The organism is Sphingomonas sp. 179-I 2A4 NHS (genome assembly GCF_045369135.1).
In the GTDB taxonomy this organism is placed as follows: domain Bacteria; phylum Pseudomonadota; class Alphaproteobacteria; order Sphingomonadales; family Sphingomonadaceae; genus Sphingomonas.
This window is the reverse complement of the sequence record NZ_JBIQFL010000003.1, coordinates 225,412-251,551: the sequence shown is the minus strand read 5'-3', so window position 1 is coordinate 251,551 and position 26,140 is coordinate 225,412. Positions and strand designations below refer to the sequence as shown.

General features: G+C 67.1%; 30 protein-coding genes and 1 tRNA gene. 11 read left to right on the top strand and 20 right to left on the bottom strand.

All coding sequences use genetic code 11. The features are described 5' to 3' along the window. Positions 1 to 34 precede the first annotated feature (34 nt). The 3 genes from ACH0CP_RS07395 to ACH0CP_RS07385 are packed head-to-tail and all read right to left on the bottom strand — an operon-like array spanning position 35 to position 2,717. Positions 35 to 493 (bottom strand): DUF2497 domain-containing protein, encoded by a 459-nt coding sequence (locus ACH0CP_RS07395; RefSeq protein WP_294442287.1) that lies wholly within the window; start codon positions 491 to 493, stop codon positions 35 to 37. 38 nt (positions 494 to 531) lie between these two features. Further along, the gene (locus tag ACH0CP_RS07390; protein ID WP_294442289.1) at positions 532 to 2,037 is read right to left on the bottom strand and encodes a TolC family outer membrane protein; all 1,506 of its coding nucleotides are present in this window, start codon (positions 2,035 to 2,037) and stop codon (positions 532 to 534) included. A gap of 11 nt (positions 2,038 to 2,048) precedes the next feature. Further along, positions 2,049 to 2,717, bottom strand: coding sequence for a protein-L-isoaspartate O-methyltransferase (locus ACH0CP_RS07385; RefSeq protein WP_294442290.1), 669 nt, complete (start codon positions 2,715 to 2,717; stop codon positions 2,049 to 2,051). A gap of 165 nt (positions 2,718 to 2,882) precedes the next feature. Here ACH0CP_RS07385 and ACH0CP_RS07380 point away from each other — a divergent pair. Next, positions 2,883 to 2,956, top strand: a tRNA-Cys gene (locus ACH0CP_RS07380). Between the two features lie 51 nt (positions 2,957 to 3,007). On the opposite strand, the gene ACH0CP_RS07375 is transcribed toward ACH0CP_RS07380, so the two are convergent. The 4 genes from ACH0CP_RS07375 to ACH0CP_RS07360 form a co-directional block, all read right to left on the bottom strand. Then, a complete protein-coding gene (locus tag ACH0CP_RS07375) occupies positions 3,008 to 5,233 on the bottom strand; it encodes a xanthine dehydrogenase family protein molybdopterin-binding subunit (protein ID WP_294442291.1) in 2,226 nt (741 codons plus the stop codon). Beyond that, complete coding sequence (locus ACH0CP_RS07370) at positions 5,233 to 6,216, bottom strand: xanthine dehydrogenase family protein subunit M (protein ID WP_294442292.1); 984 nt, start codon at positions 6,214 to 6,216, stop codon at positions 5,233 to 5,235. Before ACH0CP_RS07370 ends, ACH0CP_RS07375 begins: the two co-directional genes overlap by 1 nt. Further along, positions 6,213 to 6,749 (bottom strand): 2Fe-2S iron-sulfur cluster-binding protein, encoded by a 537-nt coding sequence (locus ACH0CP_RS07365; protein WP_294442293.1) that lies wholly within the window; start codon positions 6,747 to 6,749, stop codon positions 6,213 to 6,215. Before ACH0CP_RS07365 ends, ACH0CP_RS07370 begins: the two co-directional genes overlap by 4 nt. Before the next feature lie 214 nt (positions 6,750 to 6,963). Continuing rightward, positions 6,964 to 7,470 (bottom strand): (deoxy)nucleoside triphosphate pyrophosphohydrolase, encoded by a 507-nt coding sequence (locus tag ACH0CP_RS07360; RefSeq protein ID WP_294442294.1) that lies wholly within the window; start codon positions 7,468 to 7,470, stop codon positions 6,964 to 6,966. A 96-nt stretch (positions 7,471 to 7,566) separates the two neighbouring features. Between ACH0CP_RS07360 and ACH0CP_RS07355 the strand changes: the two genes are divergently transcribed. Together ACH0CP_RS07355 and ACH0CP_RS07350 are read left to right on the top strand one after the other, a co-directional pair. After that, complete coding sequence (locus ACH0CP_RS07355) at positions 7,567 to 7,716, top strand: Flp family type IVb pilin (protein WP_406875480.1); 150 nt, start codon at positions 7,567 to 7,569, stop codon at positions 7,714 to 7,716. Positions 7,717 to 7,837: 121 nt separating this feature from the next. Next, complete coding sequence (locus tag ACH0CP_RS07350) at positions 7,838 to 8,005, top strand: Flp family type IVb pilin (RefSeq protein ID WP_294442296.1); 168 nt, start codon at positions 7,838 to 7,840, stop codon at positions 8,003 to 8,005. A 97-nt stretch (positions 8,006 to 8,102) separates the two neighbouring features. Here ACH0CP_RS07350 and ACH0CP_RS07345 read toward each other — a convergent pair whose 3' ends face one another. The 4 genes from ACH0CP_RS07345 to ACH0CP_RS07330 are packed head-to-tail and all read right to left on the bottom strand — an operon-like array spanning position 8,103 to position 11,849. Further along, positions 8,103 to 9,056, bottom strand: a complete 954-nt coding sequence (locus ACH0CP_RS07345) for an acetyl-CoA carboxylase carboxyltransferase subunit alpha (RefSeq protein WP_294442297.1) — start codon at positions 9,054 to 9,056, stop codon at positions 8,103 to 8,105. A gap of 9 nt (positions 9,057 to 9,065) precedes the next feature. After that, entirely contained in the window at positions 9,066 to 9,965 is a 900-nt protein-coding gene (locus tag ACH0CP_RS07340) for a tyrosine-type recombinase/integrase (protein ID WP_294442298.1), read from the bottom strand. A 2-nt stretch (positions 9,966 to 9,967) separates the two neighbouring features. After that, positions 9,968 to 11,731, bottom strand: coding sequence for a hypothetical protein (locus ACH0CP_RS07335; protein ID WP_294442299.1), 1,764 nt, complete (start codon positions 11,729 to 11,731; stop codon positions 9,968 to 9,970). Further along, a complete protein-coding gene (locus ACH0CP_RS07330; protein WP_294442300.1) occupies positions 11,712 to 11,849 on the bottom strand; it encodes a hypothetical protein in 138 nt (45 codons plus the stop codon). Before ACH0CP_RS07330 ends, ACH0CP_RS07335 begins: the two co-directional genes overlap by 20 nt. 97 nt (positions 11,850 to 11,946) lie before the next feature. Between ACH0CP_RS07330 and ACH0CP_RS07325 the strand changes: the two genes are divergently transcribed. From ACH0CP_RS07325 to ACH0CP_RS07315, 3 genes are read left to right on the top strand one after another with little or no spacing between them, the layout of a single operon-like run. Then, on the top strand, positions 11,947 to 12,510 hold the full coding sequence (locus tag ACH0CP_RS07325) for a shikimate kinase (RefSeq protein ID WP_294442301.1): 564 nt from the start codon (positions 11,947 to 11,949) through the stop codon (positions 12,508 to 12,510). Further along, complete coding sequence (gene aroB / locus ACH0CP_RS07320; RefSeq protein ID WP_294442302.1) at positions 12,507 to 13,604, top strand: 3-dehydroquinate synthase; 1,098 nt, start codon at positions 12,507 to 12,509, stop codon at positions 13,602 to 13,604. The genes ACH0CP_RS07325 and aroB overlap by 4 nt, the downstream gene beginning before the upstream one ends. Further along, positions 13,604 to 13,744, top strand: a complete 141-nt coding sequence (locus tag ACH0CP_RS07315; protein WP_294442303.1) for a DUF2256 domain-containing protein — start codon at positions 13,604 to 13,606, stop codon at positions 13,742 to 13,744. Before aroB ends, ACH0CP_RS07315 begins: the two co-directional genes overlap by 1 nt. Positions 13,745 to 13,763: 19 nt before the next feature. On the opposite strand, the gene ACH0CP_RS07310 is transcribed toward ACH0CP_RS07315, so the two are convergent. The 5 genes from ACH0CP_RS07310 to ACH0CP_RS07290 form a co-directional block, all read right to left on the bottom strand. After that, on the bottom strand, positions 13,764 to 14,096 hold the full coding sequence (locus tag ACH0CP_RS07310; RefSeq protein WP_294442304.1) for a DUF423 domain-containing protein: 333 nt from the start codon (positions 14,094 to 14,096) through the stop codon (positions 13,764 to 13,766). Then, positions 14,093 to 15,847 carry a cation:proton antiporter gene (locus ACH0CP_RS07305; RefSeq protein ID WP_294442305.1) on the bottom strand — a complete coding sequence of 585 codons (1,755 nt, stop codon included), beginning with the start codon at positions 15,845 to 15,847 and terminating at the stop codon, positions 14,093 to 14,095. The genes ACH0CP_RS07310 and ACH0CP_RS07305 overlap by 4 nt, the downstream gene beginning before the upstream one ends. Next, entirely contained in the window at positions 15,847 to 16,305 is a 459-nt protein-coding gene (locus ACH0CP_RS07300; protein WP_406875479.1) for an iron-sulfur cluster assembly scaffold protein, read from the bottom strand. The genes ACH0CP_RS07305 and ACH0CP_RS07300 overlap by 1 nt, the downstream gene beginning before the upstream one ends. Next, a complete protein-coding gene (locus ACH0CP_RS07295; RefSeq protein WP_294442307.1) occupies positions 16,302 to 16,865 on the bottom strand; it encodes a CvpA family protein in 564 nt (187 codons plus the stop codon). Before ACH0CP_RS07295 ends, ACH0CP_RS07300 begins: the two co-directional genes overlap by 4 nt. A gap of 72 nt (positions 16,866 to 16,937) precedes the next feature. Beyond that, entirely contained in the window at positions 16,938 to 17,525 is a 588-nt protein-coding gene (locus ACH0CP_RS07290) for a TlpA family protein disulfide reductase (protein WP_406893895.1), read from the bottom strand. 16 nt (positions 17,526 to 17,541) lie between these two features. Between ACH0CP_RS07290 and argH the strand changes: the two genes are divergently transcribed. From argH to ACH0CP_RS07265, 5 genes are read left to right on the top strand one after another with little or no spacing between them, the layout of a single operon-like run. Further along, on the top strand, positions 17,542 to 18,909 hold the full coding sequence (argH, locus tag ACH0CP_RS07285; RefSeq protein WP_294442360.1) for an argininosuccinate lyase: 1,368 nt from the start codon (positions 17,542 to 17,544) through the stop codon (positions 18,907 to 18,909). Further along, on the top strand, positions 18,906 to 19,151 hold the full coding sequence (locus tag ACH0CP_RS07280) for a hypothetical protein (protein ID WP_294442309.1): 246 nt from the start codon (positions 18,906 to 18,908) through the stop codon (positions 19,149 to 19,151). The genes argH and ACH0CP_RS07280 overlap by 4 nt, the downstream gene beginning before the upstream one ends. A 2-nt stretch (positions 19,152 to 19,153) precedes the next feature. Continuing rightward, the gene (gene lysA / locus ACH0CP_RS07275; RefSeq protein ID WP_294442310.1) at positions 19,154 to 20,410 is read left to right on the top strand and encodes a diaminopimelate decarboxylase; all 1,257 of its coding nucleotides are present in this window, start codon (positions 19,154 to 19,156) and stop codon (positions 20,408 to 20,410) included. 2 nt (positions 20,411 to 20,412) lie between these two features. Next, positions 20,413 to 21,171: a bifunctional precorrin-2 dehydrogenase/sirohydrochlorin ferrochelatase gene (locus tag ACH0CP_RS07270; protein WP_294442361.1), complete on the top strand. Its 759-nt coding sequence runs from the start codon at positions 20,413 to 20,415 to the stop codon at positions 21,169 to 21,171. Beyond that, positions 21,168 to 22,118, top strand: a complete 951-nt coding sequence (locus ACH0CP_RS07265; protein WP_294442311.1) for a CorA family divalent cation transporter — start codon at positions 21,168 to 21,170, stop codon at positions 22,116 to 22,118. Before ACH0CP_RS07270 ends, ACH0CP_RS07265 begins: the two co-directional genes overlap by 4 nt. A gap of 65 nt (positions 22,119 to 22,183) precedes the next feature. Here ACH0CP_RS07265 and fliS read toward each other — a convergent pair whose 3' ends face one another. From fliS to fliR, 4 genes are all read right to left on the bottom strand, one after another. Next, entirely contained in the window at positions 22,184 to 22,582 is a 399-nt protein-coding gene (gene fliS, locus ACH0CP_RS07260) for a flagellar export chaperone FliS (protein WP_294442312.1), read from the bottom strand. Beyond that, positions 22,582 to 24,051, bottom strand: coding sequence for a flagellar filament capping protein FliD (fliD, locus tag ACH0CP_RS07255; RefSeq protein WP_406875478.1), 1,470 nt, complete (start codon positions 24,049 to 24,051; stop codon positions 22,582 to 22,584). The genes fliS and fliD overlap by 1 nt, the downstream gene beginning before the upstream one ends. A 78-nt stretch (positions 24,052 to 24,129) precedes the next feature. Next, entirely contained in the window at positions 24,130 to 25,266 is a 1,137-nt protein-coding gene (locus ACH0CP_RS07250) for a flagellar biosynthesis protein FlhB (RefSeq protein WP_406888440.1), read from the bottom strand. Next, a complete protein-coding gene (fliR, locus tag ACH0CP_RS07245) occupies positions 25,266 to 26,039 on the bottom strand; it encodes a flagellar biosynthetic protein FliR (RefSeq protein ID WP_294442316.1) in 774 nt (257 codons plus the stop codon). The genes ACH0CP_RS07250 and fliR overlap by 1 nt, the downstream gene beginning before the upstream one ends. Between the last annotated feature and the right edge of the window lie 101 nt (positions 26,040 to 26,140).

The window sequence follows — 26,140 nt, the reverse complement described above, 5'->3', positions numbered from 1 at the left end:
CCCTGGGCATTTCCTCAAGTGACGTTCTGTAGCGTCAGGCGCCGCCCCGCGTGATCTTCGCGATCTCGCGGGCGACCAGCGTCTCCACCATCGCCGGCAGGTTCGCGTCCATCCACTCGCGCAGCATCGGGCGCAGCATCTCTCGCACCAGCCCTTCCAGCGTGCCGTCGCTCGGCGGCTCGGGCTTCACCATCATGCGTGACAGGTTTTCCAGCGCTCCGCGGGTCGCCTGGGCGGTTTCCTTGGAGATGATCTCCGCCAGCGTTCCCTCCGCCGGTTCGGTCGCGGCCGTGTCCTCGCGCGCCGCGGCTGGCGGCATGGGATCGCTCAGTTCGAGCACTTCTCCGGCCTCTTCCTCATCGGCTGCCTGCGAAACGGACCGGGCCAACGGGCGCCGCGGGCGCACGGGGCGATCATCGCCTTCCTCGGCGATGATACGCTTGATGGACGACAGGATGTCCTCCATCGACGGCTCGGCGCTGATATCCCCCATCCGCGCACTCCACCTTCGTGACGATTGACCGCTGACGATCAGCGGTTCGGTGCGTTCTCACCTGTCGTTAACGTCGGGCTCCTGTCAACCTTGCTGTCGAGCAGCGGGTCGAGCGGCCGGGTGACTGACGCGTCCTGTGGCGGGACGGTTGCGGTCGACGGCGCCAGCGGCGTCGGAGCCGGCCCATCGCTGAAGTCGGAGAAGCGTCCGCGCACCGAACGGAAATTGTCGTTCGGGTTGTATAGCGGTCCGCCGTCCAGCCCCAGATCTTCGGCCTCCGCCTCGCCCATCGCGGCAAGCAGCGCGAAGCCGGCGACATAGGCATCGCGGCGCGCCGTCACCAAGGTCACCTGGCTGTTCAGCAATTCCTGCTCGGCGTTCAGGATATCGAGGATCGTACGCGTGCCGACGCTGTTCTCGGCCCGCACGCCCTCCAGGCTCAGCCGATTGGCGGCGACCGCCTGCTCGGACGATCGGATCACCTGAAGCGAGGATTGCCAGACGGCGTAGGCGGATCGTGCCGAGGCGATCACCTGCCGCTCCGCCGCCGTCACATTCTCGAACGCCAGCGCGCGATTTGCCTGTGCCTGCCGCACCTGTGCCGCCGGCCGGCCACCCTGGAACAAGGGCAGGCTCATGTTCAGCCCGATGCCGGCAGACTTGCCCGACTGGCCGACACCAAGCCCGGTTCCGTCGCCCAGCGAGCCCAGATAGTTCACGTAATTTCCGGTGGCGCCCACGCCCAGCGTGGGCAGACGCCCCGCGCGCGCGACGCGTACGTCATAGGCGGTCGCGTCGCGCTCCTTCAGCGCCGCCAGCAGGTTCGGATTGTCGCGCAGCGCCACTTCCACCGCGCCATCGGCATTCTGCGGCAGGTTGGGGAGCGGCGGCGGCGGCTCAAGCGTCCCCGGCGCCGTGCCGACCAGCCGCACGTAATTCTCGCGGCTGCCGATCAGCGTCGCCTGCGCCCGCTCCAGCTGGGCGCGCGCCAAGCTCAGCCGCGCCTCGGATTGCGCCACGTCGGTCCGCGTCAGGTCACCCACCTGGAAGCGGTCGCGCGTCGCCTCCAGATTGGTTTCCAGCACGCGCACGTTCTGGAGGTTGAGGCTGACGATCGCCTCGTCGCGGATCACGTCGTTGTACGCGCCCACCACCTCGGTGAAGAGCGACGCCTCGGTGCCCCGGAGCCCCAGTTGCCCGGCCTCGACCCGGGTTTGCGCCGCACGCACCGAATTCTTCACCGCGCCGCCCGAATAGAAAGGCACGTTCAGCGACAGCTGCGCCTGCGCCACGCGTTCGGGCGTGGTGAAGGAATTGCCGCTGCGCAGGTAATTGTCGACTACCCCGGCGTTGCTGGAAAGGTTGGGTCGCCCCGCCGCCCGCGCGATTGGCACGGTCTCGTCGGTCGCCCGCTGGCGCGCCCGGCTGCCGGTGATGGTCGGATTGTCTCGGTAGGCCTTGGCAAGAGCCTCTCGGAGCGTGTCCGCGGAAGCTGGCGCCGATGCAAATGCCAGCGAAAGGGCAAGGGGAACGACGCGCTTCATCGGGGTCCTTATTAGAAGGTGAAACGGCGCGGGGTGGCGAAGCCCGGCAGCAGGCAGCATTCGATGTCGGCAAAATCCATCATCGCAAAGCCGCCCTCGCTGCGCCGACCTGCAGCGAGCCGGGTCACGCCCCGGTCGACCAGACCGCCGACCACGCGGCCGCCGACACGAACCTGCTCTTCCAGCGCTTCGGGCACGCGCTCGACCGCGCCATCGATGACCATCACGTCATAGGGGGCGCCTGCCGGATGGCCGGCTTCCAGCGGTCCCTCGATCAATGTCACCCGGTCCTCACCGGCCAGTGCCTCGCGAGCCATGGCGGCCAGCGCGGGATCAACCTCGACTGCCACGACGGATGCGACGATCATCGCCAGCACCGCCGCGGTATATCCGCCCGCGGCACCGATCAGCAGCACGCGGTCGCTCGGCAGCAGCCGCGCCTCGGTCAGCAACCGGCCCGTGGCGATCGGCAAATTGGCATGACGGCCCGCGCCCAGCGGCAGCAGCGCGTCGCGATACGCAAAAGCGGCCGACTCTTCCGGCACGAAGCGTTCACGCGGCACGTTCGCCATCGCGGCGATCACGCGCGCGTCCGACACCGCATTCGTGCGCAGCTGGCTGGCCACCATCGCGGTGCGCATCGCGGCAAAGTCCGGGCGGCGTTCGGTCGTCATGGTCATCGGGGTCATCCTGTCGCACAGCTGTTTTAGCGTTGCAATACACGTCGTCGAAGCTCGCGCTTTATCGCGCGCGCTCCGCCACGCCAACGATGAAACCCGCAACGGCCAAGCATAAACTTGACAGGGCCGCCCGCCCGCCGCATCTGCGCGCCTCGCTCGCATCGAGGCCCGATGGCGGAGTGGTGACGCAGAGGACTGCAAATCCTTGCACCCGGGTTCGATTCCCGGTCGGGCCTCCAGCGGCGACAGGCTGCCCGCCGTGGGCCAGCCTGTGCCCGATGCTTTTCAGATCACTCCGGCAGTCCCTTGATGATCTTGTCCAGTGTCAGCGGGAAATCCCGCACGCGGACGCCGCAGGCATTGTAGACGGCGTTGGCGATCGCCGCGCCGGCACCCGAAATGCCCAGCTCGCCCAATCCCTTCGCCTGCAAGGGATTGGCATGAACGTCTCGCTCCTCGAGGAAATGTACCTCGAGCTGCGGCACATCGGCATTCACCGGCAGATGGTATTCGGCAAGATCGCGGTTCACGAGCTTGCCGTTCCGGGGATCATGCACCAGTTCCTCGGTCAGCGCAGCGCCGATGCCGAAGGTCATGCCGCCGAGGCACTGTGACCGCGCAGTCTTCTCATTGAGGATCCGCCCCGCCGCGAACACGCCCAGCATCCGCCGCACCCGCACCTCACCCGTCACCGCATTGACGCCAACCTCCGCAAAATGCGCGCCGAACGACGCCTGGGTGGTTTCGTCCTTCTGCTTGCCCGGCTTGATCTCGCCCGTCGCTTCGATGCCGTCGCCGACGATGTCGGCAAGCCGCACCGATCGGTTCGCGGCGATCACCATGCCGTCCTTGAAGGTGACGTCCGCCGGCTCCGCATCCAGCTTCTTTGCGATATCTTCGCGGATCTTCTCGCACGCGAGATACACCGCTGATCCGGATCCGCATGCACCCCAGGACCCGCCCGAGCCCGCCGACGGCGGCGCCGCGCTGTCGCCCAACTTTACGGTGATCGCCTCGGGCGCAAGGCCGAGCAGTTCGCCCGCCACCTGTGAAAGGATAGTGTAGGTGCCGGTGCCGATGTCGGTCATCGCGCTTTCGATCGTCGCGTGGCCGGCGGAATTCACGGATACCTTGGCCGATTCGCTCTGGAGCAGGTTGCTCCGGCAGGCCGCGGCGACGCCCATGCCCACCAGCCATTCGCCCTCACGCCGTTTGCCGGCAGGCTGGCGCGCATCCCAGCCGAACCTGGCCGCTCCCGTCTCCAGGCACTCGATCAGGCTGCGCGACGAGAAGGGAACGCCCTTCTCTGGATCCTGCGCCGGCTCGTTGCGACGGCGGAGCTCGATCGGATCGATCCCGATCTTCTCTGCCAGCATGTCCATCGCCGATTCGACCGCCAGCATGCCGACCGCCTCGCCGGGAGCGCGCATCGACCCCGACAAAACGAGGTTCATGCGCACCAGATCATGAGTGATCCGCCGGTTCTCGCCAGCGTAAAGGAAGTGGGTGCCGATCCCGGCCGGCTCGAAGAAATCCTCGTTCGGCAGGTTCGCGCACACCGTCTCGTGGCCGATCCCGGTCAACCGCCCGTCGGCGTTCGCCGCCAGCAGGATGCGCTGCTCGGTGTTCGAGCGGCGCACGGTCGTCTCGAACACCTGCTGGCGCATCATGACTGCCTTCACTGGTCGACCAAGCTGTTTCGCCGCGATCGCTGCCGCCGCGCTTTCCGGCGAGATGCCGAGCTTCGATCCGAAGCCGCCGCCAACATATTCGGCGATGATCCGCACCTTCTTCGACGAAATGCCTAGCGCATCCGCCAGCGCCATCGCGTCCTTGGTGGGGATCTGGTACGATCCGTAGATCACCAGCTCTCCATCTTCCCACGTCGCGACCGAGGCGTGGGGCTCCATCGCCGCGGAATTCTGGCTCGGCGTCGTGAACGTCTCGTCGATCGTCACTGCCGCCTTGGCCATCGCCGCATCAAGATCACCTTGGGTAAAATGCGCGGGGATATTGTTCGGCGGCGGCACCTCGGTCTCGTGGCGATGCGCATCGAAGTCCCAGCGCCCGTCCGCCTCCTCCACCTCGATCGGTAACCGGAGTGCAGCGTCACGCGCCGCTTCGTAGCTCTCGCCCAGCACGATCGCGACGACCTGGCCAAAATAGGCCACGTCCTTGACGCCGGTAGTGGGTGCCTTGCTCTCGCCGCCCTGGCCCGCATTGCGAATGAAGTGTTTGAAGTCGGTCACGACGTCGATGACGCCGGGCAGCCGCTTCACTGCCTCCGCATCGATCGACTTGACGGTGCCGGCACCCTGCCTTGCACCGACGAGCACGCCATAAGCCATGTTCGGCAGGCTGTACTCGGCTGAATAGATCGCCTTCCCCGCCACCTTCTTGCGCCCTTCATGGCGGTTGAGCGGCTTGCCGATGACGTTCTGCGCACCTGAATCGAGCAGGCTCTGCTCGACCGGCTTGTCCATCTTCAGGCTGTTCGTGTGGCCAAAGCCGAACATCAGCGCTCTCCCGTCAATTCGTTGAGCGCCGCGATCAGCGTGCGCCGCGCGAGCGGTATCTTGAAGTCGTTGGCGCCATAGCCACGCGCGCCAGCCAGCAGCGCGTCCGCGGCCGCAGCGAACGCCTCGTGGCTCGGCGCCTTTCCGATCAGCGCCTGCTCCACCGCGGGATCACGCCACGGCTTGTGCGCAAGGCCGCCGAAGGCGAGCGCCGCGGATGCGATCTTCCCGTCCTTCATGTCCACGACGCCCGCCACCGACACCAGGGCGAAGGCATAGGACGCGCGGTCGCGCACCTTGCGGTACAGCTGGCGACCGGTTGGGGGCGGCGGCAGCTCGACTGCGGTGACCAGTTCGCCCGGCTCCAACACCGTCTCGATGTGCGGCGTGTCACCGGGCAGGCGGTGGAAGTCCGCGATCGGGATCCGACGACGATCGCCATCAGGCTTCAGTGTGACGATCGTTGCGTCGAGCGCCATCATCGCCACCGCCATGTCGCTGGGATGCGTGGCGATGCACTGTTCCGACGTACCGAGCACCGCGAGAATACGGTTGAACCCGCCAATCGCATCGCATCCGCTGCCCGGCTCGCGCTTGTTGCACGCACTGGCAGTGTCGTAGAAATAATAGCAACGCGTGCGCTGCAGCAGATTACCGCCGGTCGAAGCCTTGTTGCGCAACTGGCCGGATGCGCCGGCCAGCAATGCGCGGCTCAGCACTTCATAGCCTTCGGTCACGCGCTTGTCGGCGGCAAGGTCGCTGTTCGGGACCAATGCGCCGATCGTCAGGCCGCCGTCATCGCGTTGCTCGACAGTATCGAGCGGGAGGCGGCTGATATCAACCAGCCGCTCCGGTGTCTCGATCTGCAGCTTCATCAGGTCGAGCAGGTTCGTCCCGCCCGCGATGAACTTGGTCTGCTGTGCATTCGCCTGGCTCGCGGCAGCCTCCGGGCTCGCCGCACGCTCATATTGGAACAGCCTCATGCCCGTTCCTCCCCGAGCATGACCTTTTCGGGCCGACGATCGCCCATGCCCGCCACCTCGCGGATCGCATCGACGATATTGGGATAGGCCGAACAGCGGCACAAATTGCCGCTCATGCGCTCGGAGATCTCATCATCATCGAGCGAAACATCAGCAAGGTCGGCCGAGACATGGCTCGGCCACCCCTTCGCCACCTCGTCCAGCATGCCGGCCGCGGAGCAGATCTGACCCGGCGTGCAATAGCCGCATTGATAGCCATCGTGGCGGACGAATGCTTCCTGCAGCGGATGAAGCGTGTCGACACTGCCCAGGCCCTCGATCGTCGTAATCTCGTCGCCTTCGTGCATCACCGCCAGCGTCAGGCAGCTGTTGATGCGCCGGCCGTTGACCAGCATCGTGCAGGCGCCGCACTGGCCGTGATCGCAGCCCTTCTTGGATCCGGTGAGGCCGAGATGCTCGCGGCACAGGTCGAGCAGCGATGTTCGGATGTCGGCCTCAACATCGTGCGTATGGCCGTTGATGGTGATCCGCATGGGCAGCCTCTGGCGATAGTCGGGGGAATTGCTGGCTGAACGCCATCATCGCCCATCGGCTCCGCTTGCGAACCACTCGCAGCCGGCACGCAGCGCCGCCAGCGCGTCATCACGTCGTTTCGTCGATCCTTCCTCGCGCCGCCGCACGCGCGCGGTAAGCCTTGCGCCAAGCTCCAAAGCCGGGGGGCGACTCGTGCGTGACATGGATGGGGATTCAGACTGGATGGTGCGTTCGCACCCTTGGCTCGTGTTCGCCTTTGTCTTCTGCAGTCTCAGCATCTGCCTCGCCGCCTGACGGTTCCGATCTGATCAACAGATCGACAAAGGCCGCATCACCCGGTGGCATTGCCAGCCGCACAAGCGCCTGCGGCGCACCCCAGCATAATCCGGCCGCTTCGATTGCGCGCGGCTCGCCCAGCCATCGCTCAATTCGATAAAGCAGGAGCACAAGCTGCCGCCCGCGCGCTGCCGGGCGACTGGCGAAGCTCAACGGATAGAGATCGGTCGGATCCACCGCCACATCCAGTTCCTCCCGAAGTTCGCGGACCAGCGCCTCCTCCGGTGTCTCGTCTGCCTCTACCTTGCCGCCGGGAAACTCCCACAACCCGCCATGTTCCTTGTCGGCAGGTCGCTGCTGCATGAGGAACCGGCCGTCCGGCGTGCCGAGCGCGCCAGCAACCACCAGGAAGCTTCGTGAGTTTTCAGGCGCCTCGTTCGGCATGTCGACCTTTCATTAACGCTGGCGTGTCATCCCTAAGCCATGCGCCGCCCCCCGTCCTCGCCCGAACGATCGCTCATCCGGGCGCTTTTGCACTTCGTGCGTGACACGCGCGGTGCAACCGCGGTCGAGTATGGGCTGATCCTCGCCGTCATCGTGCTGGCGTTGATGGCCAGCCTTATCGGAGTGGCAGACGTCACGACGAACATGTGGAGCGACATCAGCTCCAAGGTCGTCGCGGCTCGGTAAAAGTTCCCTGCCAGCTTAAGTTTTTTTCAACCTGCCCGCCCTACCAGATCTATCACCGGACGGGGGCCATGTTCCAATCCGGTCGGGTGACTGAAGCTAAGACAACCACTGGAGATCGAACATGCAGAAGATCCGCGCCTTCCTGAAGAATTCCAAGGGCGCGACCGCGATCGAGTACGGCCTGATCGCCGCGCTGATCGCCGTCGCCGCCATCGCCGCCATGCAGGGCCTCGGCAATCAGCTGACCAAGACCTTCACCAACGTTTCGACGAACATGAAGGCTACCTAAGCCTCCATTTCCAAGATCGAAATAGAAAGGGCGGTGAGCTTCGGCTCACCGCCCTTTTCTTTGCCCAGACTACATCGACAAAATCACGCCCGAACCCTCAGGCCAGCGCACGGCCCATCGCGAGGAACTTCTCGCGCCGATCACGGCGCAGCGCGTCTGGGTCCAGCGATGTCAGCTCACCCAGAGCGCCGTCGATTGCATCGCCCAGCGCGCCGATCGCCGCCGCTGGCCCGCGATGCGCGCCGCCCAGCGGTTCGGGCACGATCGTGTCGATCACCCCCAGTTCCTTCAGATGCTGCGCCGTCACCTTCATCGCCTCGGCGGCATCCGCCGCCTTATCCGCGGTGCGCCACAGGATCGAGGCGCATCCCTCGGGCGAGATCACCGAATAGACGGCGTGTTCGAACATCAGCACGCGGTTTCCGCTCGCCAGCGCAATCGCGCCGCCCGAGCCACCCTCGCCAACAACCGCGGAGACCAGCGGCACACCAACGGCAAGGCACATCTCGGTCGATCGCGCGATGGCTTCAGCCTGTCCGCGCTCTTCCGCCTGCAGACCCGGGAAAGCACCCGAGGTATCCACCAGCGTCACGATCGGCAGGCCGAATCGGTCCGCCAGCGACATCAACCGCACGGCTTTGCGATACCCTTCGGGCTTCCCCATGCCGAAATTGTGCTTCAGCCGGCTTGCGGTATCCGCACCCTTCTCGTGTCCCAGCACCAGCACGCGCTGCCCGCGAAACGTGGCGAAGCCGCCCAAGATCGCCTGGTCGTCGGCGAAGGCGCGGTCGCCGGCCAGCGGCACAAATTCGCTGAACAGCCCGGTGACATAATCCTTGAAATGCGGGCGCTCCGGATGGCGGGCGACCTGCGTCTTCTGCCACGGCGTCAGCTTGGAAAAGGTGTCGCGCAGCAGCTTGTCGGACTTGGCCTGAAGCTTGGCGATTTCGGCGGTAATGTCGACGCCGCCATCGGCGCCGGTCTCGCGCAATTCATCGATGCGGCCTTGAAGCTCCGCAATCGGCTTTTCGAAGTCGAGGAAAGTCGGCATCGCGCGCAGCTAGGCGCGCCGGTTCGCTGCGTCAACGAGCGGGTGGCGTTCATTGACGAGCGCGACGAGACGCGAGCGATCAACATGGGTGTAGATTTCGGTCGTCGCGATATCGGCATGGCCAAGCATTGACTGAAGCGCGCGCAGATCTGCGCCGCCTTCCAGCAGGTGGGTGGCGAAAGCGTGACGCAGCACGTGCGGGCTGATCCGGTCGGGCGGAATTCCCGCCTCCGCCCCTAGCGAACGGATGATCTGGAACAGCCTGACGCGCGAAAGATGGGTTGCGCCGGAGGGAAAGAGAAATGGCCGATCGACGGCGACATGTGCACGCCAAGCCGCCACCGCGGCTCGCGCGCGGTCGGAAATCGGTACCAGCCGCTCCTTCCCGCCCTTGCCCGTAAGGATCACGAACGGGCGATCAGGATGAACCGCGTTGCGCGGCAGGGAGACGAGCTCGGTAGCGCGCAGGCCCGATCCGTAGAGCAGCTCCAGCAGCGCGGCGTTGCGCAGGTCCGCCGGCAGCGGCGGATCGCGCGCCACCCGCGCGGCGACCACCGCGAACAGCCGATCGACATCCTCGTGGCTCAGCGTCTTGGGCAGCGGCCGCCGGCTACCCGGCTTGGGTAGCGCATCCCCCGGGTCGTCGGCGCGGTCCCCTTCTTCGACCAGAAACGCAAAGTATCGGCGCAGCGCAGCGGCCTTCCGCGCCACCGTCGCGCGCGACAGCTTCGCCCATCCGTCGCCAAGCCGCGCCAGCGCCGCACCATCGGCGATCGAGAGCGCACCATCCAGTGCCTCGGACGCCAGCATCAAGTCGCTGCGATAGGCGGCGATCGTATTGCGCGCCGCCCCCGCTTGCGCTGCCAGCATTTCCAGGAAGCGGTCGATCGAGGCGTCGTCCGCGCCCATCGTTAGGCCCGTGCCAGCGCCTCGGCGGCGATCATCCGCGCCTCGCCGTCGAGGCCGACGGCGCGCAGCGATGCAACGATGCGGTACAGCATCTCCGGCGGCACGCCGCGCCAGCTCGCCGTCTGCATGGCCACGGCGGACAGCAGGATGACGGTCGCCGGCTGGCGCTCCCGCACTGCGCGGTCCATCGCGCGCGTCCAGGAATTGGTCGCGCCGATCGGAACGTCCAGCGCCTGCGCCCCGCGCTCCACATCGTCCTGCGTCATCCGGCCGAGCCCGGCCATGCCGGCAAAGAACATCCGCCGCTTCAGCGCCGCATCGCCCGCCCCCGAGTAGCCGGCGACATTGCTGTAGCTCATCCGCGTATTCGCATCGGGATCGGCAAGCGCCAGCATCGCCCACGCATCGCCGCCCTCGTCCACTTGCCCGCGCCAGCGCTGCGCGGAGCGGTCGAGCCCGGCGGTCAGCATCGAGGCAACGATGCGGTCAGCTTCCTCTCGGCCGTCGGTCGGCCGGATTCGTGCCGCAGCCCGGGCCGTCAGTACCAGCCGGGCGTAGCGCGTAGACGGCGTCTCGCCCGCATTCCACAGCTGTCGAAGCGCGCCCAGCCGGGTTGCGACATCGCCGCCGACATAAGCCGCGCGCAAGTCCGATGCGATTGCGCCAAGCGCCGCCGGAGTGTCGTCGGCGGCATCGAGCGCGGCGAACAGATCGACCAGCGCGGCGTTCGAGATCACCCCCATCGCCGCCGCCGCTTCCGCCGCCGGTGCGCGATCGGCAAGCGGAATGGCAGGCGCCAGCGCGCGCCAGCCGGTCACCTGCGGACCGACCGTCTCGTACAATGCGGCCGGGATCGCCACGCCAGTCGCCGTCGCCAGCCCGAAGCGCCAGGTGGTGAGCTGAACCACTGGGTCCCACTCGATCGTGATCGCCTGCCGGCTGTCGCGCCCCGCGCCGATCACCTTCTGCGCCAGCTGCAGATCGATCCCGCTCGCGACACGGCGGCGGCGCGCGTCGGCGAGCAACGGCTGCGCGCCACCATCGGCATTGCCCAGCGCCGCGCACATCGCGCGCGCCATGATCCAGCCGCGCTCGCTGTTCTCCGCATCATCGGCAAGCGGACACAAGCCGGCGGGATCCGCATTCGCCAGCATCGCCTGCATCGCGACCTGCCGGTACTTGGGCGTCGCATTGCCGGTGTCGACGCTCTGGATCACGCTGCGCGCCGCGACCGATTCGCCCATCCGCAGCAGCAGCCACGCGCGCTCGGCGGCGAAATCCGCGCCGTTGAGGCCCGCCGGCGTATCCAGCTGCGAGACGAGCGTACGGCGAAGCGCGATCGACAGCCAGCGTGATGGCAGCGGAGCCGAGAGCCGCCGCATCAGCGTTTCGACGAAGCCGCCATCGGCAGACCCGAAGGCATTACGCGGCAGGCCACCTTCCGCCGTCCCGATCGGGCCGACGATGGCGAGCGAGCGCCGCGCGAACAGCGGCATCTCGTAGCGCGCCAGTTCTTCTTCGCTCGGCGGCGTGGGCGTCGGTGTCGGGGTGGGGCTCACCTCCGGCAGGGGCAGGTCCAGCGGCGCCGGCAGCGGCTGCACGGTCGCGCCGTCAGGTGTTTGTGCCGGCGGCGCGGGAGCCACGGGCTCGCCGAACCCGGGCGGCAGCAGTGATTCGGGTGCCTGGGCGTTCTGCGCGACCGCCGCGGCAGCCAAGGAGGCAGCGGCGGCGAGCGCCGCCAGTGCCTTAGCTCGCGAGATTGCCAAGCTCGACCGCCTTTTCGACACGCGTCGTCGGCCGCTCGGTCGCGCTGCCCGCGAGGAAGAACAACCCGCCGACCACCACGACCAACAGCACCACCAGCGAGACGATCAACCGCGACATGTTTCTACCCTGTACGACGCGAGTACACCCGCAGCCCAGTTCCCCACGCACGTACCTTGTGCCCGGGGCGCCGACGCGCTGTATAGCCCGCCAGCCGATGATGCAAAGCCCCGCCCCTGCCGAACCTGTGAACAACGCCCGCCGCCCGCGCGGCCCGATCGTGCTGGTCGGCCTGATGGGTGCGGGCAAGTCAACGGTCGGCCGCCGCCTGGCGCACCGCCTCGGCCTGCCGTTCGTCGATGCCGACAATGAGATCGAGGATGCCGCGGGCATGACGATCCCGGAGATCTTCGCCCAGTTCGGTGAGGATTATTTCCGGGATGGCGAGCGGCGCGTGATCCAGCGGCTGATTGATGGCCGGCCCAAGGTGATCGCCACTGGCGGCGGCGCCTTCATCAACGATGCGACGCGCGCGCTGATCCTCTCCGAAGCGCTGGCGATCTGGCTCGATGCCGATATCGACGTTCTGGTCGAACGCGTGCGCAAGCGGGATACGCGGCCGCTGCTGCGCGGCAAGGATCCCGCCAAGGTGCTGCGCGAGCTCGCCGAGGTGCGCAATCCGCTCTACGCCCAGGCGCATATCCGCGTGCCCAGCAACAATGTCCCGCACGAGGCAACGGTACGTGCCATCCTCGATGCGATCGGTTACGGGGCGGCATGACGACGGTTCGGGTGGCGCTCGGCGCGCGCAGCTATGATGTGGTGATCGAGGCGGGACTGCTCGCCCGCGCGGGTGAACAGATCGCCCCGCTCGCCCGCGGCCGCCGCGTTCCGATCGTCGCTGACGAGAATGTCGCGCAACATCTCGAGACGCTGCGCACCTCGCTCGATGCGGCCGGCGTGGCCAGTGAGCCGATCGTGCTTCCGGCGGGTGAAAAATCGAAAAGCTGGGGCACGCTGGAAACGCTGACCGACCGCCTGCTCGATCTCGGCGTCGAGCGCGGCGATCACGTGATCGCGCTTGGCGGCGGCGTCATCGGCGACCTGGTCGGCTTCGCCACCGCGATCCTGAAGCGCGGCTGCGGCTTCGTGCAGATCCCCACCACCCTGCTGGCACAGGTCGATTCGTCCGTCGGCGGCAAGACCGGGATCAACACGCGCGCGGGCAAGAACCTGATCGGCGCGTTCCATCAGCCCAAGGTCGTGCTGATCGATCCCGACGTGCTCGATACGCTCCCGCCCCGCGAGCTTCGCGCTGGCTACGCGGAAGTCGTGAAATACGGCCTGATCGACGACGCGGATTTCTTCGCCTGGTGCGAGGCGAACGGCGCGAAGCTCCTCGCCGGCGACAGCGCGGCGCGCGAATATGCCATCGCTCACTCCGTCGCTGCCAAGGCGCGCCTCGTGGGCGAGGACGAATTCGAAACGCTCGGCCGCCGCGCGCTGCTGAACCTCGGCCACACCTTCGGCCACGCGCTGGAGGCGGAAGCCGGCTTTTCCGATCGCCTGCTCCACGGCGAAGCAGTGGCGGCCGGCTGCGCGCTCGCCTTCGGTTATTCGGCGGCGCAGGGGCTTTGCTCGGCCGAGGACGCGATCCGCGTCTCGGCGCATTGGCAGGCGGCCGGGCTGCCCGACGGCCTCGCCGCCGCTGGCATCAATGCCCCGGCAGAACGCCTCGTCGATCACATGCGGCACGACAAGAAGGCGAGCGGCGGGCGCATCCCCTTCCTGCTCGCTCACGGCATCGGCCAGACCTATCTCGACAAGAACGTCTCGCTCGACGACGTCCGCGACTATCTGGCAATCGCGGGCTGATGCCGAACGGCGTCGCCAAGCGCGATTTGCCGACGAAGATCTGCCCCGCCTGCCACCAGCCGTTCACGTGGCGCAAGAAATGGGCCCGCGACTGGGACAGCGTCCTCTATTGCTCGGACGCCTGCCGGAAGAAGCGCTGAGCCCGCGCACGAGCGTCGGCTAGGAGCGCATCCCGGCCCACGCCAGCCACAGCCAACCGGCGATTAGCAGCGTGCCACCCACCGGCGTGATCGCGCCCAGCCAGCGCGGCGCGCCCAGCGCCATCAGGTACAGGGTACCGGCGAACAGCGCGCCGCCGGCGATGAACAGCCAGCCCGGCCCGCGCACCTCCAGCCGAAGCGCCACCAGCGCCGCCACGGCATGGATCAGCTGATATTGCCCACCGGTCCGCAGCCATTCCGCCGCCTGCCCGCTCGCCCCATGCGCGCCGAACGCACCCGCGCCCACCGCCAGGGCGCCGGACAGTCCCGCCAACACCATCAGCCAGTTCATTTGCCGTTCCCCCATGGCTGTTGCTCCGCCACCAGCGCGCGTGCCGTGCGCAGGTCGCCCGCCTCGATCTGGATGCGCAGCCGCTCCTTGTCGCGCGCACGATACATGTCTTCCGCCCGGTCGATGTCACCGCGCTCGATACCCAGCCCCTCCATCGCGGCCCGGGCCATCTTGACCGCCGATTCCATCACTTCGCGCACCACGAGCTTCGCCGGGCCGTTCTTCAGCTTGATCAGCGCCCGGCGATCAAACGCGCGCACATAGATCGCCGCGTTCGGGAAGGCCTCGTGCACCGCCTCCACCACCTCGGGCGTCACCTGTTCGCCATCGATGCAGAACAGAATCAGCTCCGCCTCCGCCGCACCCGCCTGGCGCAAGAGGTCGAGCCGGGTGCCGTCACCATAATAGACCTTCGCGCCAAACTCGCCGGCGATGTCGATCATCTCGATATCGGTGTCGATCAGCGTGACGGGAATGTCCTGCGCCAGCAGCATCTGCCCCACCGTCTGCCCGAACCGGCCATAGCCGACGATCAGCGCATTGGCGCCGTCCGCCATCGGCCCGTCCCGCTCCTCCTTCACGATCGGCTCCTCGCGGAACCGGCGCGTCGCGGACATCAGGAACGGCGTCGTCGCCATGGAAAGCGTGATGATCGCGCCGAACAGCGAGGCAGCCTCGGGCGCGATCAGGTACGCGTGGGTCGCCTGCGCGAACAGCACGAAGCCGAATTCCCCGCCCTGGCTCAGCAGCAGCCCCAGCGCGAGCGCGGAGCGCCAGGTCATCTTGAAGGCAAGGCCAAGGCCGAAGATCACCAGCGTCTTGGTCGCGATCAACGCCACCGCCATCGCCAGGACGAAGAACGGCCGTTCCGCGATCGCGCTGAGGTCCAGCAGCATCCCGATCGTCAGGAAGAACAGGCCAAGCAGGATCGAACGGAACGGATCGACATCTGCCTCCAGCTCGTGCCGATACGGGCTGTCCGCCAGCATCACGCCGGCGACGAACGCGCCAAGCGCGGTCGACAGCCCAAGCGCCTCCATCAGCGCGGCACTGGCGATCACGGTGAACAACGCGGCGAACACGAACATCTCGCGCTCGCCCATGTTGCCGATCCAGCGGAACAGCGGGCGCAGTAGGAAGCGGCCCGCCGCGATGAGGCCCGCGACCGCGCCGATCGTGTAAAGGATCAGCAGCCATCCCGGCGGCCCGCCGGCATCGGCCGGGTTGCGGCTCAGCGCGGCGATGATCGTGATCAGCGGGATGATCGACAGATCCTGGAACAACAGGATCGAGAATGCCCGCTCACCGAACGGGGTGCGCAGCCGGCCCGACGATTGCAGCATCGGCAGCACCTGCGCGGTCGACGACAGCGCCAGCGGCAGGCCCAGCGCCAGCGCGGCCGGAAGCGAGAATTTGACGAACACCGCCACGATCGCGGCGATCACCATGCCGCACAGCGTCACCTGCAGCAGCCCGAGGCCGAAGATGTCTTCCTTCAGCTTCCACAGCCGCGTCGGGTTGAGCTCAAGCCCGACGACGAACAGCAGCAGCGTGATGCCAAGCTCGGCAATGCCAAGCTTCGCTTCGGCATCCCCCACCAGCCCCAGGATCTGCGGGCCCACGACGGCGCCGGCAACAAGGTAACCCAGCGTCGCGCCGAGGCCCAGTCTTCGGAACAGCAGGACAAAGCCTAGCCCCGCCCCCAACAGGATGAACCCGTCGCGGAGCAGGGATCCCGCCGCGTCTTCCATCAGGCCTCGTTCGCCTCCGTTGCCGGCCCTTGAGCCACCTGCGCGGCCTGGGCTGCCGCTTCCGCCGCCGCTTCGAACGCGAGACGGATCGAGGCATGGCGAGCGTGATAATCCAGCGCCGGGGCCAGCACGTCCAAGCCCGGCCAGTCCGGTATCGCCCCCTCCCGCGCCAGCCACGCGGTCAGCGCATCACGCGCTGCGGCGAGTTCGTCGGGCGTGCGGCCCACGATGTTGCCGGCCAACAGGGAGGAACTCGCCTGCCCCAGCGCGCAGGCGCGCACCAGCATGCCTGCTTCACTGACGCGGCCATCGGCGCCGATGTTCACGTCCACCGTCACCCGGCTGCCGCAGATCGGCGATCGTTTCTCGCTCGTCCCCTGCGGCTCAGCCAGGCGCTCGTCGATCGGATTGTCGGTCGCCAGCTTCAGGATCGCATCATTGTAGAGCGTGCTGCTCATGACGGGCTACTCGCATTGGCGGGGGGCGCCGCCGGGGTGCGCGGGCCGAACACCGGCTGGCCGCGGCGGCGGCGATCGACGAAGTCGGCCATGGCGGCGCTCGTCGCGCTCAGCAGCGGATAGGTCCGCGCCTCCCGCGTCCACGCCGGCCGCTGCCGCGGGCCGCCGCTGATCGTGTCGAGCACCAGGAAGACGAGCAGGAAGGCAAGGCTCGCCAGGATCAGCCCCTTCAGCGCACCAAAGCCGAAACCAAGCGCGCGGTCGACCGGCCCCAGCACCGACTTCTTCACCCGCTCGCCGAGCGCCCGGGCCACCATCCGTCCCAGGAAATAGGTGACGCCCGCCAGCAGCACGAACGCCAGCGCCGCGCCGCCTGATGGCGTACCGACCGGCCCGGCCAGGAACTGCGCAGTCGGCAAGTGGAAGATCTTCACCGCGAAGATCACCGCCACCCACGCGAACAGCGCCAGAACCTCGGTGACGAACCCCCGTTTCAGCCCCAGCAGCGCGCTCCCGCCAACCAGGGTGAGCACTGCAATGTCGAGTCCGTTGAGGTTCATTGTCGTCATCTAGTGCGACGCAGCGAAATCGTCACCCTGCCCGCCGCACGCTTTGTCGCGCCGCTGTCGCCGTCACTCGGCGAGCAGCGCCTTCGCCTTGTCGCCGGTCCAGTCGAGCGCGCCGGCCACGCGCCACAGTTCGCGCCCTTCGGCATCGAACATGATCGTCGTCGGCAGGTTCACCCGGTAATGCAGGCTCAGGCCCATGTCCGGATCGGTGTAGGGCTTCAACCGCGCCAGCTTCCGCTCGGTGAAGAAGGGCGCCACCTTCTCGGGCTGCATGTCCTGGCTCAACGCCAGCACCTGGATCCGCGGGTCCGCCGCCGCCGCATCCAGGCTCGGCATCTCCTTGATGCACGGCGCGCACCACGTCGCCCACAGGTTCAGCAGCACCGGCTTGCCGCGGAAGTCCGCCAGCGTCACCTTCTTGCCCGCCGGATCGACGAACGACACCGCCGGCGCCGCCTCGCCCCTGTGCGACCGATCGACCTCGCCCGACTTTGCCGCCGGGGTGCCCGTCCCGGGCGCGACTTCGTCCGGCGACACTTCGTCGGGGGTCACCGCGACGTTCGCTTGCTCCGGCGCAGGCGTTTGCCTATCGCAAGCCGCTGCCGCGAGCGCGGCCATGAGGAGAAAGACGGTTCCCGAGCGCGATGACATGAGCGGTTCCAACCAGATGTGGGGCGGTCGTTTCGCCGAAGGGCCCGCCGCGGTGATGCGCGAGATAAATGCCTCCATTCCCTTCGACAAGCGGATGTGGCGGCAGGATATCCGCGGCAGCCAGGCGCATGTCGCGATGCTCGCGAAGCAGGGCATCGTGTCGGGCGAGGATGCGGACGCGATCAGCGCCGGCCTGGGCAAGGTCGCCGAACAGTATGAGGCGAACGGCGTCGCGGAGGATCTCTCACTCGAAGACATCCACATGCAGACCGAGGCGCGCCTTGCCGAGGCGATCGGCCCCGCCGCGGGCCGCCTCCACACCGCGCGCAGCCGCAACGATCAGGTTGCGACCGACTTCCGCCTCTGGGTGCGCGACGCGATCGACGAGACGCTCGCCGCCCTCGCGGCCTTCCAGCGCGCACTGCTCGCCCGGGCGGAGGAACATGCCGGCAGCGTGATGCCCGGCTTCACCCACCTCCAGTCGGCGCAGCCCGTCACGCTCGGCCACCATCTGATGGCCTATGTAGAGATGGCGCGGCGCGACGTCGGCCGCTTCCGCGATGCCCGCGCCCGGATGAACCTGTCGCCGCTCGGCTCGGCGGCGCTGGCCGGTACCGGCTTCCCGGTCGACCGCCAGGCTACCGCCGCCGCGCTCGGCTTCGATGGTCCCACGCGCAACTCGCTGGACGCGGTGTCGGACCGCGATTTCGCGATCGAGTATCTCACCAGCGCCGCGCAATGCGCGCTTCACCTCTCGCGCCTCGCCGAGGAGTTCGTCCTCTGGGCCTCGCAGCCCTTCGGCTTCGTCTCGCTTAGCGACCAATGGTCCACCGGCAGTTCGATCATGCCGCAGAAGCGCAATCCCGATGCGGCCGAGCTGGTGCGCGGGCACGCCGGCCGGATCACCGGCTGTCTCGTCAGCCTGATGGTGACGATGAAGGGGCTGCCGCTCGCTTATTCGAAGGACATGCAGGACGATAAGCCGCCGGTCTTCGAATGCCATGATCTCCTGGGGCTCTGCCTCGCCGCGATGACCGGGATGGTCGAAAGCGCCACCTTCCGCACGGATCGGATGCGGGGCCTCGCCGAAAGCGGCTTTGCCACCGCCACCGATCTTGCCGACTGGCTGGTGCGTGAGGCCGGCGTTCCGTTCCGCGAGGCGCATCACATCACCGGCCGCGCCGTTGCGCGGGCAGAAGCGCTCGGCGTGCGCCTCGATCAGGTGCCGCTCGATGATCTCGTCGCGATCGATCCGCGCATCGACGCTCGCGTCTATGACGTGCTGTCGGTCGATGCCTCGGTCGCCAGCCGCACCAGCTTCGGCGGCACGGCGCCCGACAATGTCCGCGCAGCGATCCGCGAAGCACGTGAGGCCCTGGGATGAAGCCTGCAACACCGCTCGCCCTGCTTGGCGTTATCCTGCTGCTCGCCGGCTGCGGCGCATCGCGGGGGTTGAAACCGGCGCCGGGGGAACAGCTGCCGCCCGCCCCTTACGGCGCCGATGCACGCCCTACCCCGGCCGAACTTCTCACCCCCAGCGCTCAGGCCCGCCCGGGCCGCAGCGACGAGCTTCTGCGCAATTCCGATGAGCGCCGCAGCGACGAATTCGATCTCCCGCCAAGGTAATCATGGACCATTTCTCACTCGTCGACGGCGAGCTTCATTGCGAAGCCGTGCCGCTTTCGCGCATTGCGGCGGAGGTCGGCACCCCCGTCTACGTCTATTCGGCCGCCACGCTGCGCCGCCACGCCCGCGTCTTCCGCGATGGGTTGAAGCACGCCGGTCCGGTCCATCTCGCTTATGCGATCAAGGCCAATCCCAATATCGCGGTGCTGAACGTGCTTGCGCGCGAAGGCTATGGCGCTGACGTCGTCTCGGGCGGCGAAATGGCCCGCGCGCTCGCCGCCGGCATGCCCGCCGCCGACATCGTCTTCTCCGGCGTCGGCAAGACCCGTGCGGAGCTGACCCGCGGCCTCGAGGCGGAGATCGGCCAGTTCAATATCGAGCTGGAGGAGGAAGGCGCCGTCCTGGCGCAGCTCGCCGCGGCGATGGGCAAGACGGCGCGCGCCGTGCTTCGCGTCAATCCGGATGTCGATGCCGGCACCCACGCCAAGATCTCGACCGGCAAGCGCGAGAACAAGTTCGGCGTGCCGATCGACGAGGCCGCAGGGATCTTCGCTCGTCTCTCCGGCCTGCCCGGCCTCGACCTGCGCGGCGTCGCGATCCACATCGGCAGCCAGCTGCTCGATCTCGCCCCGCTGGAGGCAGCCTATTCTCGCATCGGCCAGTTCATCGCCGAGTTGCGCGCGGCCGGCCACACGATCACCCATGTCGATCTCGGCGGCGGCCTTGGCGTCAACTACAGGGCGGGCGACGTGCCGCCCGATCCCGCCGATTTTGGGGCGATGGTCGCGCGGGTCACGAAGGATTGGGGCGTCACGCTGATGTTCGAGCCCGGCCGCGTGATCGCGGGCAATGCCGGCGTGCTGCTGACCGAGGTGATCTGGGTGAAGCCCGGTGTCAGCAACCCCTATGTCATCGTCGATGCGGCGATGAACGATCTCGCCCGTCCTGCGCTTTACGATGCATGGCACGATTTCCAGGCGGTGCGGCCGACCGGCGATCGCATGATGGCGAACATCGCCGGCCCGGTGTGCGAAACCGGCGACACCTTCGCGCGCGATCGGGAGATCGATGCGGTGAAGTCGGGCGATCTGGCGATCTTCCGCACCGCCGGCGCTTATGGCGCGACCATGGCGTCGACGTACAATTCGCGCCCGCTGGTGCCTGAGGTGCTGGTCGACGGTGATCGCTACGCCGTGGTGGCGGATCGCATTGCGGCCGAGACGATCCTCGCTGCCGAGCGCGTGCCGGACTGGCTGTGACGCTGCACAGCCTGCCGATCTTCGTGCGGCTGCAGGGCCGCGCGGTGATCCTGGTGGGCGATGGCGAGGCGGCAGACGCCAAGCGCCGCTTGCTTGAACGGGCCAGCGCGATCGTCGTCGGTGAAGACGAAACTGACGCGGGCGCCCGGCTCGCCATCGTGGTCGACGACGACGCTGCCGTCGCGCGGCTCAAGGCACGCGGCGTGCTCGTGAACGCGGTCGACCGGCCGGAGCTGTGTGATTTCACGCTGCCCGCCATCGTTGACCGCGATCCGGTGATTGTCGCCGTGGGCACCGGCGGCGCCTCCGCCGGCCTCGCGGCCGCGCTTCGCCAGCGGCTCGAAAGTCTATTCCCCGCCAGCCTCGGCCGCCTGGCCGATGCGCTTTTCGCGGCGCGCGGCGCGATCCGCACGGCCTTTCCCGATGCGGCCGAGCGCAGGCGCGCCATTTCGGACGCGCTTCGACCCGGCGGTCTGCTAGATCCGCTTTCCTCGACCTCAGATGTCGCCCGTTGGCTCGCACGGGCTGGCAGGCGAGGCGACGGTGCCGGCACGATCGAGACCATTCGCCTCACCTCCACCGATCCCGATGATCTGACGCTGCGTGACGCGCGCCTTCTCGCCAATGCCGATCGCGTGACTCACGATGCCGCGGTGCCAACGGCGATCCTCGACCGCGCCCGCGCCGACGCCGATCGCATTGCCTGTGCCGAGCCCCCCGCCGGGCTCCCCGGATTGACCCTCGACGTGAGGATGATGTGAGCGGATTTGCCTATCGCATCGACGACGCCGGCGCGCACGAGATCGACATCAAGGACGCACTTGCCGTCCGCGATGCGATGGCCTGGGTGCATCTCACCTCCACCGCCGAGCATGCCCAGGCATGGCTCACCGACGAAGCGAAGCTGCCCGACTACGTCGTCGAGCCTTTGACGGCGAGCGAAAGCCGCCCGCGCTGCGAAGCGTTCGATAGCGGTGCCTTCCTCAACCTGCGCGGTCGCAGCACCGAACCGCTCGATTCGTCCGACATGCTCGCCTCGCTGCGGATCTGGGCGGTGAAGGGCCGCGTTATCTCGGTCGCACGCAAGCGACTCCTCGCGGTCGATTCGGTGCAGCGGGAAGTGAAGACCGGCAGCATCCGTGATCCCGGCGATCTCATCACTGCCTTCGCTACCGCCATCACCAGCGATCTAGATCCCGTCGTGGCCGATCTTGGCGATGATCTCGACGATTGTGAGCAGCAGCTCGACAGCAGCCAGATCATGAAGCTTCGCCTCAACGTCACGCGCGTGCGCGGCGAAGCCATCAGCTACCGCCGCTTCCTCAATCCGCAGCGTGCTGCGCTCGAGCGGCTTGTCGCGTTGCCCGGGGACTGGCTTGGATCGGACGATCGCGCGCACCTTGCCGCCGCGGCCGATCGCGCCGCGCGCATGGCGGAGGAACTGGAGGCGATCCGCGAACGATCCAGCCTGATGCACGAGGCACTGACCGATCTCCGCGCCGAACAGCTCGACAAGCGCAGCCTCATCATCTCGATCGCCGCCCTCGTCTTCCTGCCGCTCACCTTCATCACCGGCCTCTACGGGATGAACGTGGAAGGCCTTTGGTACGCCAAGGAGCCATGGGCATTCGACGCCATTCTCGGGATCTGCGCGGTGATCTCGGTCCTTGTCACCGGCTATTTCATGGCGCGCCACTGGCTTCGCTGACGCGGTAAGCAATCAACCAGGGTGACGCCGTCGCCCCGGGCGCCGGCTTCTGACCGCGACGACGGTCAGGCGGCCCGCGCCACCTTCCAGGCCTGGCCAATCTCGTCAAATGTATCCGCCACGGTGCGGAACGGCGCGCCGTCATTCCCCAGGCTCGCCTCGATCACCTGCCGCCGCGCACCGGCATAGAGCTTGGCGAGCGTGGTCGACACCTCGCCGCCTTTCTCGAAGTCGAGCCCCGCCTCCAGTGCGAACAGGATGGCGGTTGCCCTCGTCACGCGGTCGCTTTTTGTGGAAAATTTCTTGTGCTCCGCCGCCCAAGCCGCCGCGCGAAGTGCCTGGCACAGTTCCTCGTAGAGCAATTGCACCAGCGCCGGTCCGTCCGCGGTGGCGGTGCGTCCCGCAAGGTCGATCTGGCGATAGGTCTGCGCGGGATCGCGCGACAGTACGGACGCGTAAATCATCAGGGTTTCTCGTTGGTCCACGCCTTGATCTGATTCTCCATGAAGGTCATCGTCGACTTGTAAGCTGCGACGCGCGCGTTCATAGATGCGAATTGCTGCGTCATGCGCGTCGTCAACCGGTCGCGCTGGTCTGTCATCTTGTCCTGCTCTTTGGTGAGTTCGCCCTTCGCCTCGGTGTAGCGTTTGGCCGATGCGCCAAGGCCATAGAGCGCACTCGTTGCGTTCAGCTTCACCGAGTTCATCGCCGCCAGCAGGCCCGAGCCATCCGAGGAATTGGAAAAGATCGCTTCCAGGGCGCCGGGATTGTTGGTGATCGCCTTCGATAGTGTATCAACGTTCACCGATAGTGTGCCGTCGCGATTGGTGTTGACGCCGAGCTCCGCCAGCGTGCGGGGCGTGCCAGGCGCTCCGCCCGGCAGTAGGTCACGCAAGGTAAGCGCCTTCATGCTGCGCAGCAGGTTTTGCGCGCCTGGATCGCCGCGCAGGTCGCCGGTGATCGGGTCGGTCTGCTTCTTAAGCTCCGCCATCACCAAGTTGTAGGTGAAGACCACGTCTTCGATTGCGTTGGTCAACGCCGTCGTCGGCGTAGTGGTGGACAGCGACACGGGGGCTTCCGACGTGCCGGTCAGGTCCAGCTTCACGCCCGTCACCAGGTCGCTGATGCTGTTGCTCGCACGTTGCACGCTGATGCCGTCAACCGTCAGCTTTGCATTGCCAGCGGTGCTGTTGATCGTCATCCCGGTCGCATCCGGCCCGACGCTCAGCTTCTTCAGCTCGTCCGTCGAATCCCCGGAGGCCGTCAGCGTGAACGCCTTGGCCGCGCCGGTGTCGCCCTTAAGCGACAGAAAGGCGTGTCCATCCGCATCGGTCACCACCGTTGCCGTCACGCCGCTCTTCTTGGCGTTTATCGCCGCAGCCACGCCGGTCAGCGAGGTATCGCCGGTGAGGTCAATCGTGAACGTGTTCGTGGTATCGCCATTGGCGGGATCGGGACCAATGCTGAGCGTCAAGCTTCCCTTGAATGATGGCGCGTCCTTGGACTCGACACTCTCCTTGCTCACCGCTGTCTGCGGCGTCGCTAGTTGATCGACGCGAATGTTAGCCGTCAGCCCGGTCAGTTTGGCACCGGAGATCGCGGTCGCGGTCAGCACGCGGTCATCCGAACTCTTTGGCTGCGATTGCAGCGTCCCGCTTTTTACCAACGCTTCCAGAGCCGAGGCGAAATCCGTGATCGCGCTCTTCAGCGTGGACACGCCCGAAAGCTGAGCCGTCAGCCGGTCGGACTTTGCCGTGAGCATCGAGCTCTTGGCCGCGAACTGTGCCTCCACCAGGCCAGTGACCAGCGCATCGGTATCCACGCCCGATCCCGTATTCAGCGACGTCAGCAGCGCGCTTGCCGCCGATTTGGTGACGCTGGTCGTGGACGGCGTCGGGGTCGGCGCGGCGGTGGTGCTGGTCGTGGTGGTCATGACGTCGCATCAAACGACCAAGGCGCGCCAAACTTTACCATCTTTGTACCATCGGTGACCGTCTGTCACCGGCGCGGATCAATGCAGCGCCGCCCCATGCTCGTCGAAGCGCGCCCCCTCGGGCACATCCACCGCCGGCAGCGGCGGCGTTGTCCCGCCCGCCGCGGCGTTCAGCCCGAAGACAAATGCCAGCACCGTCGCGATCGCGAGGTACAGATCGTCCCGCACCTCCTGCCCCTCGCGGCTGGTGTAATACACCGCACGCGCCAGCATCGGATATTCCAGGATCGGCACTGCCGCCTCGCCAGCGAGTTCGCGGATCGCCAGCGCCGTCGCACCGCGGCCCTTCGCCACCACCACCGGCACCTGATCACGCCCGCGATCATAGCGCAGCGCAACCGCAAAGTGCGTCGGGTTGGTCAGGATAACATGCGCCTCCGCCACCGCGGCGCGCGTGGACCCGGATAGCATCGCCCGCTGCCGCGCGCGGATCTGCCCCTTCACTTCGGGATTGCCCTCGCTCTCCTTGTGCTCGTCCTTGATCTCCTGCTTGCTCATGCGCAGCTTCTTCATGCGCTGGAACATCTGCAGCGGCACGTCGACAAATGCGATCGCGGCCAGCCCCATCGCCATGACGACCATCAGGTGAGTCAGCGATCCCCCAAGCGCGTTCACCGCCTCGTTCAGGTTCGACCGCGCGAGGCTTAATGTGGTGCGTGAGGACTGCATCAGCAGCGATCCGCCGACCGTACCAAGCAGCGCCACCTTCAGCAGCGATTTGCCTAGCTCGATCCAGCCGTGCATCCCAAAGATGCGCTTCAGCCCGGAAGCGGGGTTGATGCGGTTGCCCTTGGGCGCCAGCAGCGACGCATTGAAGCGCAGCGAACCCAGCCCCGCCTGGCTCAGCACGCCCGCCACCACCGTGATCGCGAACAGCGCGCCAAGCGCCGGCAGCAGCTTCCACCCCGCCGCCGCAAGCGGGCGGAACGGCTGGAAATCTTCCACGTCACCGCGCCCGAAGCGGAAGCTTTCCGCCATCACGCCTTTGCACGCCGCAACCAGCGACGGGCCGAAGAAGACGAGCCATGCCACCCCCGCCAGTACCACCAGCGCGGTCGCGAACTCGCGGGACTTGAGGACATCGCCCTTGTCGACGGCGTCCTTCAGCCGCTTGGCTGTCGGGGCTTCTGTTTTTTCGCCGAACTCGTCTGCCATCAGCCAAGGACCAGGCTTTGCGTCGCTTCCAGCCCTTCGCGCACGATCACGAGCATATAATCACCCATGGCAGGAAAGCCGGCGGCCATCGCGATCACGCCGACCGCAAGGCTTGCTGGCAGGCCGATGGAGAACAGGTTCAACGCCGGCGCCGATCGGGAGATCATGCCGACAACCAGGTTAAGGCACAGTAAAAGGAAGCCGACGGGGAGCGCGAGCAGGAGGCCGGCAAGAAAGGCATAGCCACCGAACATCGCAATGTCCCGCAGTTGCGCGGGCGCGAGCCAAGCGGCCCCCGGCGGCAGCGCGACATAGCTTTTCGCCACCATCTCCACCAGCACGAGGTGGCCGTCTACCGACAGGAACAGCAAAGTCAGCAGGATCGACAGGAACTGGCCGATCGCCGGCGAGGAACGTCCGGTGTTCGGATCGATCATATTGGCAAAGCCAAGCCCCATGGATCCGCCGATCAGCTCGCCCGCGATCAGCGGCGCCGCAAAGGCGACTTGCAGGATGAAGCCGATCGCCAGCCCCACCAGCGCCTCCGCGGCAACGGCGAGGAAGGTAGCGAGCCCGAACACCTGCGCCGGCGGCGTGATGTTCTGGGTACCCAGCACCAGCACGCCCACCGCCCCCGCTAGCACGACGCGCACCTGCAGCGGCACGGAGACGTTGCCGAACACGGGCGCTGCAATGAATGCGGCGCCGACGCGAACCATGACGAAGACCAGCGCCCACAATTGCGGCTCGATCGAGAGGCCGAAGCCTAGCATCCGGCGTCGCTCTGCGGCCATGAGGTGATTTCACGCACCAACCCAACGCCGTTCGTCCCGCGCACGGTCGAGTGGCGAGCCGGGCATAACAGGAACAGCGC